Annotated in this window: 16 protein-coding genes and 2 pseudogenes; 5 read left to right on the top strand and 13 right to left on the bottom strand. The window is 40.4% G+C overall.

What is annotated here, in order from left to right; all coding sequences use genetic code 11:
* Positions 1 to 47: 47 nt before the first annotated feature.
* Both ACH784_RS06225 and ACH784_RS06220 read right to left on the bottom strand, forming a co-directional pair.
* Entirely contained in the window at positions 48 to 500 is a 453-nt protein-coding gene (locus ACH784_RS06225; RefSeq protein ID WP_404394244.1) for an Hsp20 family protein, read from the bottom strand.
* Positions 501 to 976: 476 nt separating this feature from the next.
* A complete protein-coding gene (locus ACH784_RS06220; RefSeq protein ID WP_404394241.1) occupies positions 977 to 1,246 on the bottom strand; it encodes a hypothetical protein in 270 nt (89 codons plus the stop codon).
* A gap of 313 nt (positions 1,247 to 1,559) precedes the next feature.
* Here ACH784_RS06220 and ACH784_RS06215 point away from each other — a divergent pair, with 313 nt between their 5' ends.
* Both ACH784_RS06215 and ACH784_RS06210 read left to right on the top strand, forming a co-directional pair.
* Positions 1,560 to 2,642, top strand: a complete 1,083-nt coding sequence (locus ACH784_RS06215) for a 5-methyltetrahydropteroyltriglutamate--homocysteine methyltransferase (RefSeq protein WP_404394238.1) — start codon at positions 1,560 to 1,562, stop codon at positions 2,640 to 2,642.
* An 11-nt stretch (positions 2,643 to 2,653) separates the two neighbouring features.
* On the top strand, positions 2,654 to 3,607 hold the full coding sequence (locus tag ACH784_RS06210; RefSeq protein WP_404394235.1) for a GGDEF domain-containing protein: 954 nt from the start codon (positions 2,654 to 2,656) through the stop codon (positions 3,605 to 3,607).
* 60 nt (positions 3,608 to 3,667) lie between these two features.
* Here the strand turns inward: ACH784_RS06210 and ACH784_RS06205 are convergent, their stop codons facing one another.
* The 6 genes from ACH784_RS06205 to ACH784_RS06180 all read right to left on the bottom strand — a co-directional run bounded on the left by ACH784_RS06205 (position 3,668) and on the right by ACH784_RS06180 (position 11,406).
* Complete coding sequence (locus tag ACH784_RS06205; protein WP_404394232.1) at positions 3,668 to 5,689, bottom strand: S9 family peptidase; 2,022 nt, start codon at positions 5,687 to 5,689, stop codon at positions 3,668 to 3,670.
* A 126-nt stretch (positions 5,690 to 5,815) separates the two neighbouring features.
* Positions 5,816 to 6,346, bottom strand: a complete 531-nt coding sequence (locus ACH784_RS06200; protein ID WP_404394229.1) for a TIGR00645 family protein — start codon at positions 6,344 to 6,346, stop codon at positions 5,816 to 5,818.
* A gap of 86 nt (positions 6,347 to 6,432) precedes the next feature.
* On the bottom strand, positions 6,433 to 7,767 hold the full coding sequence (locus ACH784_RS06195) for an MFS transporter (RefSeq protein WP_404394226.1): 1,335 nt from the start codon (positions 7,765 to 7,767) through the stop codon (positions 6,433 to 6,435).
* A 131-nt stretch (positions 7,768 to 7,898) separates the two neighbouring features.
* Complete coding sequence (locus ACH784_RS06190) at positions 7,899 to 9,533, bottom strand: methyl-accepting chemotaxis protein (RefSeq protein ID WP_404394224.1); 1,635 nt, start codon at positions 9,531 to 9,533, stop codon at positions 7,899 to 7,901.
* A 121-nt stretch (positions 9,534 to 9,654) separates the two neighbouring features.
* Positions 9,655 to 10,467 (bottom strand): PhzF family phenazine biosynthesis protein, encoded by an 813-nt coding sequence (locus tag ACH784_RS06185; protein WP_404394221.1) that lies wholly within the window; start codon positions 10,465 to 10,467, stop codon positions 9,655 to 9,657.
* A gap of 318 nt (positions 10,468 to 10,785) precedes the next feature.
* Positions 10,786 to 11,406 carry a phospholipid-binding protein MlaC gene (locus tag ACH784_RS06180; RefSeq protein WP_404394218.1) on the bottom strand — a complete coding sequence of 207 codons (621 nt, stop codon included), beginning with the start codon at positions 11,404 to 11,406 and terminating at the stop codon, positions 10,786 to 10,788.
* 234 nt (positions 11,407 to 11,640) lie between these two features.
* Between ACH784_RS06180 and ACH784_RS06175 the strand changes: the two genes are divergently transcribed.
* Positions 11,641 to 12,183, top strand: a complete 543-nt coding sequence (locus ACH784_RS06175) for an acyloxyacyl hydrolase (protein ID WP_404394215.1) — start codon at positions 11,641 to 11,643, stop codon at positions 12,181 to 12,183.
* A 69-nt stretch (positions 12,184 to 12,252) separates the two neighbouring features.
* On the opposite strand, the gene ACH784_RS06170 is transcribed toward ACH784_RS06175, so the two are convergent.
* Positions 12,253 to 13,254: a zinc-binding dehydrogenase gene (locus ACH784_RS06170; protein WP_404394212.1), complete on the bottom strand. Its 1,002-nt coding sequence runs from the start codon at positions 13,252 to 13,254 to the stop codon at positions 12,253 to 12,255.
* Between the two features lie 253 nt (positions 13,255 to 13,507).
* Between ACH784_RS06170 and ACH784_RS06165 the strand changes: the two genes are divergently transcribed.
* Positions 13,508 to 14,455 carry a LysR family transcriptional regulator gene (locus tag ACH784_RS06165; RefSeq protein ID WP_404394210.1) on the top strand — a complete coding sequence of 316 codons (948 nt, stop codon included), beginning with the start codon at positions 13,508 to 13,510 and terminating at the stop codon, positions 14,453 to 14,455.
* A 12-nt stretch (positions 14,456 to 14,467) separates the two neighbouring features.
* Here ACH784_RS06165 and ACH784_RS06160 read toward each other — a convergent pair whose 3' ends face one another.
* Positions 14,468 to 15,427, bottom strand: coding sequence for a diguanylate cyclase domain-containing protein (locus ACH784_RS06160; protein ID WP_404394208.1), 960 nt, complete (start codon positions 15,425 to 15,427; stop codon positions 14,468 to 14,470).
* 200 nt (positions 15,428 to 15,627) lie between these two features.
* On the opposite strand from ACH784_RS06160, the gene ACH784_RS06155 reads away from it, so the two are divergent.
* Positions 15,628 to 16,284, top strand: a complete 657-nt coding sequence (locus tag ACH784_RS06155; RefSeq protein WP_404394205.1) for an NAD(P)H-dependent oxidoreductase — start codon at positions 15,628 to 15,630, stop codon at positions 16,282 to 16,284.
* Positions 16,285 to 16,306: 22 nt separating this feature from the next.
* Here the strand turns inward: ACH784_RS06155 and ACH784_RS06150 are convergent, their stop codons facing one another.
* The 3 genes and pseudogenes from ACH784_RS06150 to ACH784_RS06140 form a co-directional block, all read right to left on the bottom strand.
* Positions 16,307 to 17,215 (bottom strand): diguanylate cyclase, encoded by a 909-nt coding sequence (locus tag ACH784_RS06150; protein WP_404394202.1) that lies wholly within the window; start codon positions 17,213 to 17,215, stop codon positions 16,307 to 16,309.
* A gap of 81 nt (positions 17,216 to 17,296) precedes the next feature.
* Positions 17,297 to 17,515 (bottom strand): annotated as a pseudogene (locus tag ACH784_RS06145) (cupin domain-containing protein); the annotation flags it as partial.
* A gap of 210 nt (positions 17,516 to 17,725) precedes the next feature.
* Positions 17,726 to 18,145: pseudogene (locus ACH784_RS06140) on the bottom strand (cupin domain-containing protein); the annotation flags it as partial.
* Positions 18,146 to 18,152 lie beyond the last annotated feature (7 nt).

Raw genomic sequence — 18,152 nt, 5'->3', positions numbered from 1 at the left:
ACCTAAGTAAACCGCTGATTGGGAGACGTTAAAATGAATTGTACGGTTTATGCGCTTTTCAGAAGCTCTTGTTTAGCGCCATTAATAGCGATAGTACGAGGCTTCTCTGCTTCTGGGATTTCACGCTCTAAAGCGATGTTTAATAAGCCATTTTCTAATGCTGCGCCACGTACTTTTACATGGTCACCCAATTGGAATTTGTGTTCGAAATTTCTCTCTGCGATACCCTGATGGATAAAGGTTCGCTCTCCATCAACCGATTTTGTTTCTTTTAAACCTTTTACTGTTAAAGTGTTTTTCTCGGTTTCAATTTGCAGCTCAGATTCTACAAAACCAGCCACTGCCATAGTGATTTGATATTTGTCTTCACCTAAAAGCTCAATATTGTATGGAGGAAAGCTTGATTGCTTCGCATTGCGGCTAGCGTTATCCATAAGTTGAGCTAAGTGATCAAAACCAATGAATGAACGATAAAGTGGTGATAAGTCTACAGTACGCATAATTAATATCCTCTTAAAGCGATAGTGTGTTGGCATCTCCTCAAATGAGCAAGATTACCTAATAAAATCATAATGTTAATTTAATAAAGACCCTGTAAGGCGTCTTCACAATAAGAGATAGGGTCAGGAAAAATGTTTTCAAGGAACTTTTTTAAAATAATTTGAATAAAAAAATCTAAACGACTGATTATTAAACGTTTTTAATTTAATAGATTAGCGATAAATAAACGCTCATAGACTTTTTTCATCTATTATTGCTAGTCGTGCTAATCGAATGCTCAATTTTTTGGTGAGGCGTAAATTTTGCGATTTAGGCTTAGTCTCTGTCGGCAATGGCTGCATAGATATAGTCGTAAATAAAAGCTTTAAACGTCGAGAAGTAAGTTTTAATCCTGCAACATTTAAAACCTAAAGAAAAAGCCTGAGCAGCAGCCCAGGCTTTGTTTACTTACTGTTGGTTGGAATTCATTAAAAAGCTAATAATGCTTAGAATTTAAAGAAGAACTGGCATTATCAGAATTATGTTCAGTTGGGTAATAAGAAGAAAGGGAAAAAGCCATTGAGCTTTTTAAAGCTTCCATTTCCTCATGCGGTTGCGAGACTTTTGGTGCTTTGAAACTTGCCACTAGCACAGATGACAAAACTAAGATTATCCACAAAGAATAACTCCAATCACCTGATTGAATTGAACCCGCTATCGCTAAAAACACACCAATTAAAAGTATCAGTCTAAATCCATGCAACATTTTTAATCCCTTAAACTAAATAATCGTTTTGTTAAAGTTAATTGCAATTTATTTACAAATCAAGAAAGAAGTTAAGAAAATGTTTAATTAGTAACAAAAAAGCACGTTATTTTTGAATATTATGAAAATACTCATATGACCAGACTGATAGTTTAATTGTTAGATATAAAACAACAATAACCTCCACCTAGAAAACTGGGGATAAAACTGGAAGTTTTTGATCATTAATCTAGATTTAAAAAGAACGCTCTAGATTTAAATGGGCTTGCTTTGTGGTCTCACTCTTTTGATAACCACTTCGTAGAGGTGATGGATGAATAAACAGGTTATCCCATCAGAACAAATTGGATCAATCCCAAGAGCTCCTGAGCTTATCAATGCTTATAAATTATTTAAAGATAATAGGTTAGGCTATGATGAATTGTGCAACATAGCTGAGTCAGAAACTTTAAAGGTAATGAAAGACTTAGAGCAGCTTGGCTGTGAAGTAATCAGTGACGGCGAACAGAGAAAGTTTGACGGCTTTGCTCATTACTGTTTACATAACTCTTGTTGTTATGAACCAAACGGCTTACTGGTTGATTTCTCTGATGGCCATTCACGCGTATTTGCGCCTCATCTAAAAGTCGCTCCATTTAAATATGAACACACTGCTGATGAGTTTTTACAGTTTGCGTTACAACATACCAACGTACCTGTAAAGCAAGCTGTCATCTCTCCTTCTATGCTGAGTTTAGTTTACCCAAATAAAGGGCTAGAAAATTATAACCACCAACAATTTATTGAAGATTTAATAGAGCAACATGTTAATGAAGTGAAACGTTGCTTAGAGTTGGGTGCGCACAAAGTGCAAATAGACTTTACTGAAGCAAGATTGTCATTAAAGCTCGACCCTTCGGGCGAGTTACTGAACTCTTTTGTCGACTTAATAAATAAATGCCTTTCTAATTTTAATGAAAATGAAATCTCGCGCATTGGTATTCATACTTGCCCTGGTGCAGATATCGACTCTACTCACAGTGCAGAGGTAGATTATAAGTATTTACTTCCCACGCTATTTGAAATTAATGCAGGCAACTTTTACGTCGCCATAAGGGGTGAAAAAGAACCAGAAAAAGCGCTTTATTTACTTGGTAATGTGATAAAGCCAAATCAACGCGTGTTTGTAGGTGTTACAAATCCCATCAGTAAAGAGATTGAAACGCCTGAGTCTGTTTGTGATTTATTACTCACAGCTGCCAAATATATTCCCGTTGAGCAATTAGGCTCTACTGATGATTGCGGTTTTTCTCCATTCGCAGATGATATCTCTACAGCTAGAGAGGTTGCCTATCAAAAAATAAAAGCGCGACTAGAAGGAACTAAACTTGCTGAGAAAAAGCTTGGATTAAGTTAGAAGAGTCTAACATGACAAACCTAAAATCCGACTTGAACTCACATATCCTCAACCTTGAGATGGAAAATCATAAGCTAAAGAAAGATCTAAGAGAAAGGCAATTCGAACAGTTTACGTTATCCAAAATTCAGCAAATGGCCAAAGTGGGTACTTGGAAACTCAATCACTTAACGTACGATGTGTGTTTATCACAAGAACTACTTAATATGCTTGGGCTGGATCCTGCACAATGTAAACTGAAGTGGAGCGAATTTATTAACTTGTTAGACCCACTACACACCCTCGATTTAGAGATAAGCTTAATTCAACTTGAACAAATAGAGCACCCTGCGATTATCCACTCTTTTACGGCAAATAATAATAGCCCTCTTTACTTTAAGCATTACAGCCACAGTTTTTCAAACAGCATTGGCCAGCCTTTGCGTACAGTTGGACTAATACAAGATATTACCGACGAGTTTACGCAAGCTAAAGAACTAGAACATAAAGCAACAACTGACGATTTAACAGGGCTTTGCAATAGAAGGAAAGTCAATGAGTCGCTACATGATCTTATTCAAAAAGCAGAATCCTCCGCTCTAGTATTTTCAGTCATGTTATTCGATTTAGATCTCTTTAAAAGAGTAAATGATAAATTCGGCCATGCCTATGGTGATGAAGTATTAATAGCAACGGCAAATGTAATGCGCAAATATTTACCAAGCAGCGCTGAATTCGGTCGCTGGGGAGGAGAAGAGTTTCTGGTAATAAGTAAAAACCTATCTTTAACCGATACATGTCGAATTGCTCAACATATACAATATGGTTTAAGTCAGATTACCTTTCCTGATGGAAAAACACTGTCAGCAAGTTTCGGCGTGACCCAATTTAAACAGGGTGATAGCTTTGCAAGCTTGTTAACCAGAGTCGATAAACTCATGTATGACGCGAAACAGTCTGGGCGAAATTCAGTAATATGTGGTTAGCAAAATCATGATTTACTAACCACCTATTACTAAGCTGTACTTTGATTAATACCGATTCTCTTATTGCTTATATTTTTCAAACCAAGCCAGAGTATGCTCGATTTTACTCACCATACGTGATGGCTTTCCGGCAATACCATGTGGCGCTCCAGGAATTTTCACCAACACAGTATCAATCTTACGCAGTTTAAGTGCCTGATAATATTGCTCTGTTTCAGCCATCGGCGTGCGTAAGTCTTCTTCGCCTGTCATTAGCATCGTCGGTGTTGTTACATTACCCACTAACGATAACGGAGAGCGCTGCCAGTAATGTTCGACATGCTCCCAAGGCATACCCGGAAATTGTGTCGGGATCTGACCTAATCCGCTGTCGGCCGTTAATACTTTACTCAACCAGTTAATAACAGGTTTAACGACGACAGCTGCATTAAATCGGTCGGTTAAGCCAATCGCGTAAGCCGTTGCTATGCCCCCTGCTGACCCACCAGCAATAAATAGATTGTCTTTATCAATAAAGCCTTTCGCTATCATGGCATCAACGCCTGAATTGTGATCGGCAAAATCTTCCTTCGAGCTGTATTTATACTTTAACAACATGGCGAAATGCTCGCCGTAAGAGCTACTTCCACGGTGGTTATCGTAAAATACTACGTAGCCTTGTGCAGCATAACGCTGTAACTCAGCCGAAAAATGTGGGCCATAAGCTAGATGAGGGCCACCGTGAATTTCAATCAATAGCGGATACTTTTTCTTAGGATCAAAATTAGGGGGCGTGATGTACCAACCTTGAATTTGCTCTCCATCGAATGAAGACTTGTAGTTAATTTCGTGTACTTCACCCAATGTTTTATGAGCAAGTAAATCTTCGTTTAACGTGGTTAGCTGTTTGGTATTCCCTTTAGTCGATGCGATTGCTACATCCGCCGGCCTTTGCGCTGTGCCATGGGTAAAGGCGATTTTACCTGAATAATTCGCACTAAATTGACCGCTAATATAAGGTCTACCCAGTGTTGTGCCCGATAAGCTCTCTGCTAGGTCTTTGATATTGCCACTTAAAGAAATCGCTGCAAGTTTGCGTTTACCGAAGTCATCGTAGGCAATTGCCAATCTTGAATTGCTGATCCAAGTCGGATTTTGAATAGAGCGGTCAAAATCTTTGCCCACCATTTCAAACTCTTTATCTGACCAATCCATGATATTCAGTTTGTGATTACGATAAGGATTCAACTCACCAGATGCACTTAAGAAAGCAAGTTTTTTTCCGTCTCTTGAAAAGCTCGGAGAATGCTCTCGACCAGGTTGAGAAGTGAGCTGAGTTAGCTTGCCCTTTAAATCAACACTGAATAAATCACCTTCTAATCGCTTGTATTCCCAATCTTTAATTCTATTCGCCGAGAATACAATTTCTTCTGAGTTACTGTGCCAAGTAAGCTGGCCGCCATGGTGAAAATCACCTGAAGTCAGTTGACGCGGCGTACCGCCATCACTCGGTAAAATAAATATTTGACGGTAGCCAGGCTTAACTAATCCTCTGCCATCGGCTTGATAATAGGCTTTATCAATAACTATTGCAGGCTCTGACCATTTCGCACCTTTTGGCTTGGCTGGCATTTTCGCAATCACCGAAGGCTTTTCGTTGATTTGCTGGCTAAATGCCAGCCACTTGCCATCCGGAGACCAAGTTAAATTACTCACACTTGATTGAAGCTGGCTTAGTAGCGCCGTGCGATTTTGCTCTAGGTAATGCACATGCACTTGATAGCTACCAGAAACATTACTAATGAATGCGATTTTCTTTCCATCTGGTGACCATCTTGGGTGAAGGTATTGGTTTTCATTTGAAAATAACGGCGTTTGTTCGCCACTTTTTACATCTACTAACCACAAATTACGGCGTGTACTGTCTTTCATTATGTCATTTGAATTTCTGACATAAACGACCTGCTTACCGTTTGGCGAAATTTGCGGGTCGTTTGCATACTCTAATGCAAAGATATCATTGGCATTAAATGTGGAGTTTGCTTGCGCCAAAAGTGGTAAAAATGTGAGTGTTAGAAGAGAGCGACGGATCCCGTAAGCCATAGTTATTCCTAATTAATCATCTAATAGGTAAAAATCTAAGCTAACAATAGATAACTCGTCACTCTTTTATCGTTAAACTCACTAAATTTTGCGCGTAATGGGTCACGTTGGCACAGACAGACTAGATTAATGATTATGAGTTTTACTGTTAATGTAATCAGTAATTGAAAATAAAACGCCTGAAATCACAAACGTTAAGTGAATGCCTACTTTCCAAGCAAGCTCTTCATTGCTTAGAGATTCTGAACTAATAAAGACTTTTAATAACTCGACGGCTGAAATGGCGACAATGGCGCTGATGAGCTTGATTTTTAGGCCTGAGAAGCCAACTTTCCCCATCCAAGCGGGTCTATCTCTATGATTATCAATATCGAGTTTTGATACAAAGTTCTCGTAGCCGCTAAAAATGATGATCAATAACAGTCCTGCTAATAGAGCGGTATCGACTAAAGTTAAAATACCAACAAGCAAGTCATTGTTAGCTGTATTGAATGCAGTGAGTGTCATTGTATATAGCTGCTTAAAGAATTTGATGAGTAGCAAAATTACTGCAAACAACAAGCCTAAAAAGAAAGGCGCCAGTAGCCAGCGACCTTTAAAAAGGGTTGACTCTAAAACATGCTCCAGTTTGTTACCAAACGACTTAGGTTCGTTCATTATGTTACCTATCAAAGAATTTTCAGCATTCTAGTCTAACCACAACACGTGTTTCAAATAGTTAGACAAACAACTTATGAATTTAACTATTTACTGCTTTGTTCACTAAGACTATGTTCAGCCTCTTTAAGCCCGTCATCTAAACTATCATCAACTTTTGCTTCTTCATCACTTTCTACAACTAACAATTGCTCATGCGCAATTTCTTCTTCGATCCGCGGGTCCATTGCTGCTGCAAGCGGCGAGCTAGTGACATCTGAATTACCCACCACATAATCACTGGCTTCTGGCTGTTCGGCTTTTTGACGAGAGTTTATGAAAGTCAGTACGCCAAACATCAATACGGTGAGAACTGCAATAGATGCATATAAGGCCTTAGGGCCAAAAAAGGTCATAGATTTAGAAATGATCGCTGAACCAAAAGCAGCGCCTGCACCAAACACCATGAGGAGTGCAGATGATACGCCAACTCGGTCTTCATCACTGACACGTGAGTTTGCCAACGCTGATGAAAGCGGATAAAGCGTAAACGCAAACAAACCAAAAGCAAAACTACAGGCCATCAAAACTGTCGGCTCAGATGGTAATAAGCAAATTGCCAAACTAATGAGGCATAAAGCAACCGCATTACTTCTTAATAAAATACTTCTTGGTACTTTGTCGGAAATCACACCCATTGGCCACTGCGCCAATAGGCCTGCAAATATGGTAAAAGACATAAATTTTGCGATGTCTGCAGAGCTAAAGCCTATACCACTGCCAAAAGTGGGGGCTAGTCCATAAAAGCTACCGTTAATAATGCCAGCAAAAAGCACAGCTGTGAGTGCCTGAGGCACTTTCTTAAAGTAATCAAACAAACTTACTTGAATGGGTTTGATGGGTTTAGGGTGAATGCGTCGCGTGATTGCGATGGGAATAATACCCGCAGCAACCGCCATACAAACCAAGAATAAAGGTGCATACCCCAATTCAGGAAAACTTGATAATGCAAACTGACCAAGCACCATGCCCATGTATGAGGTGATCATATAAAACGAAAACACTTTACCCCGAGATTCAGGCTCTGCTTGTTCGTTAAGCCAACTTTCTAACACCATGTAATTGGCCATCATGCCCAACCCAACACACAGGCGAAGAAATAGCCATAAATAAACGTTATCACTGACGCCATGCGCGGCAACACAGGCGACAACTGCGGCAGTGCTCGCAGCGAAAGTACGAATATGACCAACCGATTTAATAAAGTGATAACCAAGCTTTGAGCCTAATAATAGACCCAAGTAATAACATGAGGTAAGTAAACCTATCCAAAAGGTCGAAACGTCTTTTTGACCTAAATAAAGCGCTAAATAAGTGGTTAGTAAGCCAGTGCCACTAATTAAAAATAGATTGGTGAAATATAAAGAGATAAATGATTTCATTACAAAAGTTTGCAGGCTTTTTTTGTGATACTAGAGCAACTAATCAGCTTTGCCAAGCGCTGTTATGAAATTATCTATTGCAGAGAAAATAGCCGAACTACTACTGGTTAAGTTCGGCTTAAAAGGGGAAGTTAAACTTTAAATTTCGATACGTGTGCTTTTAAGTCAACAGCTAGCGCTTTAAGCTCTGAGCCCGCCAAAGCGATGTCTTTTGTTGCATCAACAGTGGAAGAGGTATGGTCACTTACTGTGATTATGCTGCGGTTAATTTCTTCAGCGACTGCAGACTGCTCTTCAGAAGCCGTTGCTATTTGCGTACTCATTTCATTGATAATGGCAATGTCTTCTACAATTTCTTTTAAGGCATGATCCGCATTTTGTGCTTGTTCAACTGTACGCTCAGCATAAACCTGCCCTTCTTCCATCACTACAACCGCATCGTGAGAATACTTTTGCAGCTCTTCAATCATGCCTTGAATGCTTTCTGTTGATTCTTTGGTTCTTTGTGCAAGTGCCCTAACTTCATCAGCCACTACTGCAAAGCCTCGACCTTGCTCACCCGCTCTTGCTGCTTCAATTGCAGCATTAAGTGCGAGTAGATTCGTTTGCTCTGCAATGGCATTAATGACCGTGGTGACATTGCCAATTTCTTCACTCACAGAGCCCAGTTTATGAATAACCGCCGCTGCTTTTTCTACTTCATTAGCCAAACCGCTGATGGCCTCAATGGCAATATTCAACAGCGCCATGCCCTCACCCGCTTCTTTATGGGCTTTATGCGCGGCATTGGCCGTATTTACGACGTTATGCGCCACTTCAGAGACGGTCGCGGTCATCTCGTTCATGGCTGTGGCGGCTTGTTCAATTTCAATTTGCTGATTGGCCATCGCTTGCTTGGTGTCGTTGGCCACGCTTTCTAGGCTATGAGTTGAAACATTCAATTGCTCAACAGAGGCATTACTACTAAACGCAATATCTCTAAAGCTAGACACCATATTGTTCAGCCCCACAGCTATTTGAGTGAGTTCATCTTTACCTTTGGTATCCACCGCGAGCGTTAGGTCACCGGTCTCTTCAAGACGCTGAATGGTGCTACCTATTCTGTCTAATGGGTTGATAATACTGCGTAATACATTAACGGTGATAATGATTGAAATGATGGCAATGATGACAATGAGCACCACCATGGTCGACACTTCTTGCCAGAATGTCGCTTGTACGTCATCAATATAAATACCTGTTGCAATCACCCAGCCCCATGGAGAAAACTGTTTTGCATAAGAGATTTTATCAATCGGCGTCGAATTCGGTGTTTTTGGCCACATGTATTGCACAGAGCCTTCACCAAAGCGCGTCGCTGCACTGACCATTTCTCGAATAAAGTACACACCATTGGGATCTTTCATAGCAGCAGAATTAGTGCCATTTAAGCTTGGTTTTATCGGGTGCATCAGCATGGTGTGCTGGGTATCTAAAATAAACAAGTACTCGTCATCGGCGTAGCGCATTCCTTTAATAACTTGCTTGGCTTCAGTTTGCGCTTGCTCAAGCGTCATTTTTGAACTTGCCACTTGCTCTGCATAAAAACTTACTATGCCATGAGCTGTTTCAACGATATGTTGAGTTTCAAGCTGTTTAGACTGCTTTAATTCACTGTATAGCGAATTAAGCATTAAAAAAGTAATGACAAGAATAACGGCAAAACAGGCGCTAACTTGCGCCCATAATCGCGTTTTAACAGAGAGCTGTCGCAGTGTTGTTTCCATGATTTTCCTTAAGCATTAATCCCTGGGCCCAATGTGGCTCTAGAGGCATGTTTTTCGACACGAAAACTAAGCTAACAGCTATTGGATTGTTCCGACAAGGGTGATCAACCCATCTTTTGACTTATGACAAATTTTGCCTTTCATCGACTGAAATTGAACCCGATAAGTAATGCACTGCCTGCCCTCGTAGCTTCACTCTGTCGCCTTCAATCACACATAAAAGTTCACCACCTCTTTTCGATGCCTGATAGGCTTTCAACTCAGTTTTATTCAGCCTTTGAGACCAGTAAGGTGCTAATCCCGTGTGAATAGAGCCCGTTACCGGATCTTCATCACCGCCATTCGCAGGCCAAAAATAACGGGATACAAAATCATGGTTTTCGCCTGGAGCAGTCACAACCACATCAAACGGTGCCAATTGTTTAAGTTGCTCAGAACTTTGTTCTAGAGTTCTAACTTCGTGCTCAGTTTTATAAACAGCAAAATAGGCTTGCTGATTTTTTAGTACCTGTTGAGGCTTTATCGATAAACCCGCAATGAGGGCTTCGGGTATATCTTGAATGGCTTCTGGTGCAAAACTCGGAAAGTCCATTTCAATATAACCATTATCTAACTTGTTGATAAACATAGCGCCTACTGCTGGTGCGCTCAATGTTACCTGCTGAAAAGTTGGATTTTTATTAAACAGCACAAACGCGGATGCTAAAGTTGCATGACCACAAAATGCAATTTCGGTCAGTGGAGAAAACCAACGAATATCATAAACACCCGTTTCAACAGGCACTAAAAATGCTGTTTCTGATAAGTTATTTTCTGCTGCAATGGCCTGCATTAAGCTTTCGTTTAACCAAGTCTCTGTGATGATCACTGCCGCTGAATTGCCACCAAACTGAGTGGATGTAAAAGCATCCACTATGTCGATATTTAACTTCATAATTTCATTCACTTTATTTTTAATTACCAAGAAGCTAGCTGAGATTTAATGGTAAGTGAAGGAATTAAGTGTTATGCGTACAATTTCATGCTAATAAGTTTAGTGCAGGTTTAAAAGAAAAATAAGCGGGCAAAACTGCGAAGGGATGCAATTAAAGGGGACTGCCCGCTTGAAGAGCGTTGTTAAATAACAACTATGGAACTAAGTACGTTAATGTTCATTTAGTTACTAAGGTTTTTAGTAACTGGCTTAATGAGCGGTAACTGACTCTGTAAAATCAAGTTCAATATACTCTCTTATTTCTGACTGCAAACTGAATTAGCTCTTAGCAATCAATTCATTAGTTACCTTATCTATACCCACTTCACTAATACGAGAGACAATTTCTTTCTGCTTTGCATTCAATAGTGAAATACTTTCAGCAACTAGGTCATAAACCTGCCATTCGCCTTTCTTGTTTTTTCTAAACTTAAATACAATGTCAATACTCGGAGCGCCTGGCTCTACAATCTCAGATTTAACTGAGGCAAACTTACTTTTGCTGTCTAACACTGGTTCAATAAAGCGTACTTCTTGGCCTTTGTAACTCATTAATACATTGGCATACGTGCCCGTCAGATATTGTTCAACCGCATCAATAAAACTCACCGCTTGCTCACGTTTTACTTCTCTGACGTGTTTGCCAAGCAGCTTAAAAGAAACAAATTTAATGTCGATATGCGGCATCAGTTGGGCACTGACTAGCTTTTTAAGCTCTGTGCGTTTTGTGTCTTCGTCTAAATCTTTCAACTTACCAATATCGATAAACAGCTGATCACCGACTGATTTAATTAATGTGTATGGTGTCTCGGTATTTGCTTGTTTAGAACCCGCGCCAGCACTGTACGCACTGAATAGAATTAATACCGAAAAAAATAAATACTGTATTGCAGTTTTCATAATGTGTCCCCGTTTAGTTAGTGAGTGCATGATACGAGTTTGTTTAATGATTAAAAAGACACACTTTCGCACTCTTTTGTTGCCAAAAATGCACGCTAATAAAAAACCTATATATTTCAATTAGTTTTACTTTTGTTTCATTTTTAGCATCAATATCGTGCACATTTGTTTGCATATAAACACAAATAGCTTTGTGAAAATACGCTCATTGAAATGATGAGGTTCACATTGACTATGAATTTACTGCGTTTATTGGCGCTCGCCTTCTTATTAACATTTACTTCAACAGCATTTGCAGATAACAAACACGGTTATGCTATTCACTATATTCATGGCGAAGGAGACGTAGATGGGATCAAGCTTGCTTATCAGTACCACCCTGAAAACTTACTGCCTGATGCTTGGAAGAACTTTGACTTACACTTTGAGACCAGCATTAACTTTTGGAATTATTCAGCTGCTGGCAGAGGTTCAAAAAGCAACCACGATACTAACTTTGTTCTGGCTCTTACCCCTGTATTCAAATACCCGCTTACAACTTGGTATGAAAAACCCCTTTATTTAGAACTGGGTATTGGGCTTGCACTGCTAGACGACACGCATTTTGCTGGTAAAAACGTCAGCACCCATTATCAGTTTGAAGACAGACTCGGACTGGTTTATGACTTGGGGGATGCCAAAGTGGCCGTGAGGTATATGCATTACTCAAATGCGGGGTTCAAGAGCCCAAATCCAGGACTCGATTTTATTTCACTCTCGTATTCCAGCTTTTTTTGATGTTTCCTAAAAGCTGTTGAAGGGTTGTGTGGCTTAGCCACTCAACCCTTTTTTAATAATGACCTTAATTTATCTAATTTTGATAATCGGTCGCTTTGTACAAGTTTGAGTTAACAACATTGACAAGGCGTCACGTACTGCGGCCACCTCGAAATCGATTATGTTTAATTCTGGCGCCTGAATGCGTTTTTGCGCCACGTCTTGTAACAGCTGCTCGCCCATAAATCGTAAATGTTGTTGTGCACATAAACTATTTGAAAGCCAAGCTCCTGATACTGAGACCACCCCAATATTCGGCGCTTTCTCAAAAAGTAACTGTTCAGGGATAGTGCTAAAACCATTTAGACACGCAATACGACCACAAAAACGCAGATGTTGTAAATCTTCTAAGAAAGTTTCACCGCCTTGGGTATTAATGATGCAGTCAAATCCTGCATTGCCAATTTCTCTTTTAATCTGCTCACAAACACCTTCTTGCTCACAATCGAACGCTAAGTCAGCCCCCAACTTTTCAAGACGCTTCTGATGAGGTTTTTGTGCAAATGCATACACTTGCGCGCCTTGCTGTTTGGCATATTGAATCGCGAAGTGGGCAACCGCGCCTTGTGCACTGTTGATCAGTAAAGATTCACCTGATTGCAACTGTAGTTTGTTTAAGGCGATAAGTGCGGCCATACCAGCATTAGGCAAGGATACGGCAACCTCGCTAGGTACTTCATCAGGGATCACAGAGACACTGTGGCTAGGCACAACTGCATATTCTTTTAGCATACCCTGTTGAGATAGACAGGCATTAAATAACACGCGTGAGCCTTTGTTCGGAAAAACGCCCTTTGGCGCATCAACCACAGTACCCACGGCATCAAGCCCCAACACATGCGGGTACTGCCATTGTGAAAAGCCAGTCTGAGCTAATCGCGCGTCAACATGGTTCAAAGCAACATAATCTATAGCCACCAGCAATTCATTCGCACCCAATTGTGGTACTTGACGTTCAGCACATTGCAAGTCGAAAGCCTCTCCGGCCTGAACGAGTTCTATGACTTTCATTGAATTGTTAACTGCAGACATACATTTCCTGTCATTAAAAGAATCAGTTTGTGGTATCAAAACACGCCAATTATTGCAAAATAATTGCTAATTTGTCGCTTTTTGCTATTAAAACACGTCAATTCAAGTTCAACAACCTCACTGCGACAATTGTCAACATAAGGTAATGAAACCATTAAATTTATAATTTATGCTTTATTTGTAGATTATTTATCTAGTTTTACGCTTTCATTGGTGCCAAACTATCATCAATATTGATTTTTAGGATCGCACCGTGGATACAACCAGTCGCTTGATCATGTTACTTGAAGTTGTTGAACAAGGTTCATTTTCAAAAGCTGCCGAACTTAGAAACATTGATCGTTCTGTCATTTCAAAGCAAGTAAGTAAATTAGAAGAAGATTTGGGTGTGCGCCTGCTCAACCGAACAACTCGCTCTTTCTCTTTGACTGCTGCTGGCGCTGAAATGGTAAAAAAAGCCGCTGAACTTAGGTTATTGCTACAAGATACAGTGCAACTGGCTGAAAACTACCACCAAGAGCCTCGCGGTTTGTTACGAATTACGGCGTCGAGTTACATTGGTAAGTTTTATCTCATGCCTGTGATCAATGATTTTCAAAAGCGCTTTCCGCAAGTCACCATAGATTTAAGACACGACGACAGAGTCGTAGACATGGTGTCTGAAGGCTTTGATTTAGCATTTAGAATTGGTGAGCCTCGCGACTCTTCGCTTATAGCACGTAAAATTGCTCGTAATCGTATGCTTATTCTAGCCACTAAGCAGTTTTTAGAAATTTATGGTGAGCCAAAAACCATGGCTGACTTAGAAGAGTTGCCTGCTGCAGCCTATTCGAGTTCGCATATCCGCTTTGAATCCATCAGTTACATAGATGAAAAAGGCGAACCCCAAGAGCAGCCTATTAACCCGGTGTTTAAATCAAACGACGGTGAAGCATTAGTTGAAAAAGTGCTTTCACACAATGCCTTTATGACTGCTCCCGCTTTCTTTTTTGCAAAACCCATGGAAGAAAGTGACTTAGTACCCATTTTGACCGACGTGAATTTGCCTGATTACAGTGCCATGTATGCCGTGTATCCGCATCGTGACTTGCCAGTTAGAACACGATTATTTTTAGACGCCGCAAGACATTATATTGGTGATAAAACACCTATTTGGGAGAGAAATATTCCAAACATAGAACGCCTTTATCAACAAAAATAGCCTCAAAGTTTGCTACTTGAGCAATAATTTTTGTTGATACATGGCTTTGTCTGCTTCGATTAAAACACGCTCTAGCGTGTTGTCCTGATTTAGGTCTAGGGCAACTACCCCAGAAGAAAAACCGATGGTGTGCGCTGGGTAACCTTGTTGAACAAATTCGTTGATCCTTGCTATTAACTGCTTTGAATTAATTTCTTTATCACCATTAAATAAAACAACAAACTCATCGCCACCCCATCGACAAACCAGATCTGTAGACCGCGTTACTTCTGTCAGGGCTTGAGCAAAAATTTGTAGTAACTTATCGCCCATTTCATGACCTAAATTGTCATTCACTTTTTTAAAGTCATCTAAATCGATAAAACACAGTTTGGCCTTGCGACCAAGGCGCTGAGATAATCTACGATATTGTTCATAGGCCTCTTCAAACCCTCTTCGGTTCAGTATACCTGTTAGGGGATCGATCCGACTTTCTACTCGCAATTGGCTTTCTGTATATAAATGTGCCAAGTCACTATTCAACACTTCACTCATAAGCTCTAATGTATTAACTAGTTGATCGGCATAATCACTTGTTTGTGTATCCATCACACATAAAGTGCCAAAAGACGTACCATCAGGCCAAAAGATTGGGTAGCCTAAATAAGAAACATAATTGTCTTCGGTATACTCAGGGTTTGAGTGCCACTCGGGATGTTGTTCGGCATTTTTTACATACAAGGGCAGATTGTTTTGCACCACATAATGGCAATAAACATTTTCGTCCATATCCGCTGCGCCCCCAGGTGAATAGTGGGTTGTAGGCAACTCAGATGCAACAAGCACTTCAATGCCTTTATTACTTGCTTGAGTCACGAATGCCGCTGGCGCCGCGAATAAATTGGCAACCGTGTTCACTAGTTTTTGCCAGCGCTGCCAATCTATTTCTTCTACTGATAATTCATGAAAAGATTTATAAGGATAACCACTCATTTCGCTACTTAAAGACAATAAACTTTTTATAAAGATAGTAGAAGAAAGTGATTTAGACCTAGTTTGCCAGACTGATGGCCATGATCTAACTTCATTATCAATTTTTTATTGAAAGTGTTTCATGTATATAAGCAATTATCATTTTTAAAGCTCAAGTTAAAATAATCGCCAATAACCTATTCAACCGAATTGGAGACACTATGTCACAGCAGATTATTGAAGATTTAAACCGCCGCTACACCGTTAAAAAATACGATGCAACGAAGAAAGTTTCAAACGATGATTTAAATATTATTCTCGAAGCGCTTCGCTTGTCGGCATCATCTATAAACTCTCAGCCTTGGAAATTTGTCGTCATTGAAAGCGACGCAGCAAAGCAAAGATTGCATGATAGCTTTGCCAACAAGCATCAGTTTAATCAGCTTCATGCCAAAGAAGCTTCGCATACAATTCTATTAGCCTACGACCCTCAATTTACGAAAGAAAAGTTCAGTAAACGTGTCGATGCCGAGGTGAGTTCTGGTCATTTACCTGCTGAAATGTATGACACTTTTATGGGCGCTTATGCTTTTGCAGAAATGAACACCGATGAAACAGGTTACAACGGCGCTTGGACAAAAGCGCAAGTATATTTAGCCCTAGGTAATTTACTGCATGTGCTTGCCAGAATGGGGATTGCCTCTACCCCGATGGAAGGCGTTGACTCTGAGCTATTGGGCGAATTATTTAAAGAAGAGCTAGACGGGCATATCTGTGAAGTTGCCCTTGCAATCGGTTATCACAAAGACGGTGAAGACTGGAATCATGGTTTGCCTAAAGCGCGCTTACCTCGTGAAGCAGTCATTAGCGTGATTTAAATTTTATATAGGTAGTTGCTAATTAGGCAACTACCACTTTATTTCTTCCACCTTCCTTTGCCTTGTAAAGTGCTTTATCAGCGGATAAAAACACATCGTCCACATCATTATGATTGGCACAAACCTCTGCCACACCAAAGGAGCAAGTCACTTTAATGTTTGTTTGCTCGTCCTCAATGGTTGTATTCTCTATTGATAGGCGCATGCGTTCTGCAACTAACCCAGCTTGCTTTGAATCCGTATTAGGTAACACAACGGCATATTCTTCGCCGCCAAGTCGACCTACTAAGTCGTATTCTCGCACTTCTTTTTGTAGCACATCGGCTACCTGACTTATCACCCTATCACCCACTGGGTGGCCATAGGTGTCATTTACTTTTTTAAAAAAGTCGATATCTAGAATGAGTAAAGATAAGGGCGTATGCAAACGCCTCGCTCTATTAAATTCAATCGTCGCTTTATCAAATAAAGCTCTGCGATTACTCAGCCCTGTGAGTTCATCGGTTGTGGCCTGCTCATGTAACACCTCATTTAACTGAGTCAATTGCTGTTTGGCCACCTCAAGTTCTGTGATATCCATACCCAGTACAACATGACCGCCGTCTGAAAGAGTCATTCTCTGCATTTTGAAAAAGCGTCCATCAACGGTATCCGTTATAAATTGCCGCTCAGGTGTGCTTGACTGCATTCGCTCGACATTTTCTAACCAGGCTTTTAAGTCATCTGAGTCTATTTTTACACCCACTGACTTTTCATACATCTCGCTTATCACTTCAGACTGTTTGCGCCCTAAGATTGATTCGACGGGCAATCCAAGTAGCTCAGCCATTTTATTGTTGCAGTATTGATATACAAAATGTTTGTCCATCATGCCGACTGCAACGGCAGTTTCATCCATGATCTCTTCAAAAGGAATTTGGATCTCTGCCATTAAACACGCACCTTGAGTTCGAACAATACATTTAATTATAGACAAGCTTTATCAGACTCAAGGTTCAATTCGTATAATAGGTTAAAGAGGCAAGTGGCCCACTTTGACTAAAATAATGGTTTCTTGCTCCACAAAGGGGTGATGTTCACTCATGTGAGGACTGCGTAACCATGTGCCTTCAGGGTACCTTCCTTGCTCATCAATAAACTCGCCACTTAACACTAATATTTCTTCACCACCAAAATGTTTATGGGGCACAAACTGCTCGCCCGCAGGCCATTTCACTAGTGCAGTGTGTTCATGAACTAACTAACCTGAACTCTGGATAATAAGTTTATCTCCAGCGGCCGCTGTAAGCGCTAACTGTGTTGAATTCACTTGCAATAGGCTAGCTATTGACGCGTAAATTCGCCTTGTTATCACTTAAAGTTTCCGGCTGCAGACTAAAAAATATTTAATAGAATAATTTTTATGTGCTCGTAAACCTCTTAACCAAAGTTCAGGTTAACTATGTAATGGCATGACTTGCAAGTTACCCTGTCCTTGCTGCCACTGGATGTCTAAGGTGTGAACTCTTATCGTTTCGGTGTCTTGTTCGTCAAACTGATTAAGTTTAACGAAGATAACACAGCCCTCTTTACTAAATGGCGCATGAACGCTGTTTGGCGGATTGCGGATATAGGTCCCTGCTGGGTAATCGCCAAACTCGTCAGAAAACACGCCCTCTAGAACAAAGATTTCCTCACCCATAGGGTGAGGATGTGGCTTAAAAGCTGAGCCCGCGTCATATTTCACAATACTTGTGGTATGTCCTGTCTCTTTGTCTTCGCGCTCTAGAGGTTTACGCCACACACCTTGAGCAGGGCTAGGCTGCCAAGGCATATCTGCTGTTTCTATCACTAAACGTTCTAGAAAGTTCATATTCAACATATTTATC

The organism is Pseudoalteromonas phenolica (assembly GCF_044788725.1).
In the GTDB taxonomy this organism is placed as follows: Bacteria; Pseudomonadota; Gammaproteobacteria; order Enterobacterales; family Alteromonadaceae; genus Pseudoalteromonas; species Pseudoalteromonas phenolica_C.
This window is presented reverse-complemented; position numbering and strand designations above follow the sequence as displayed.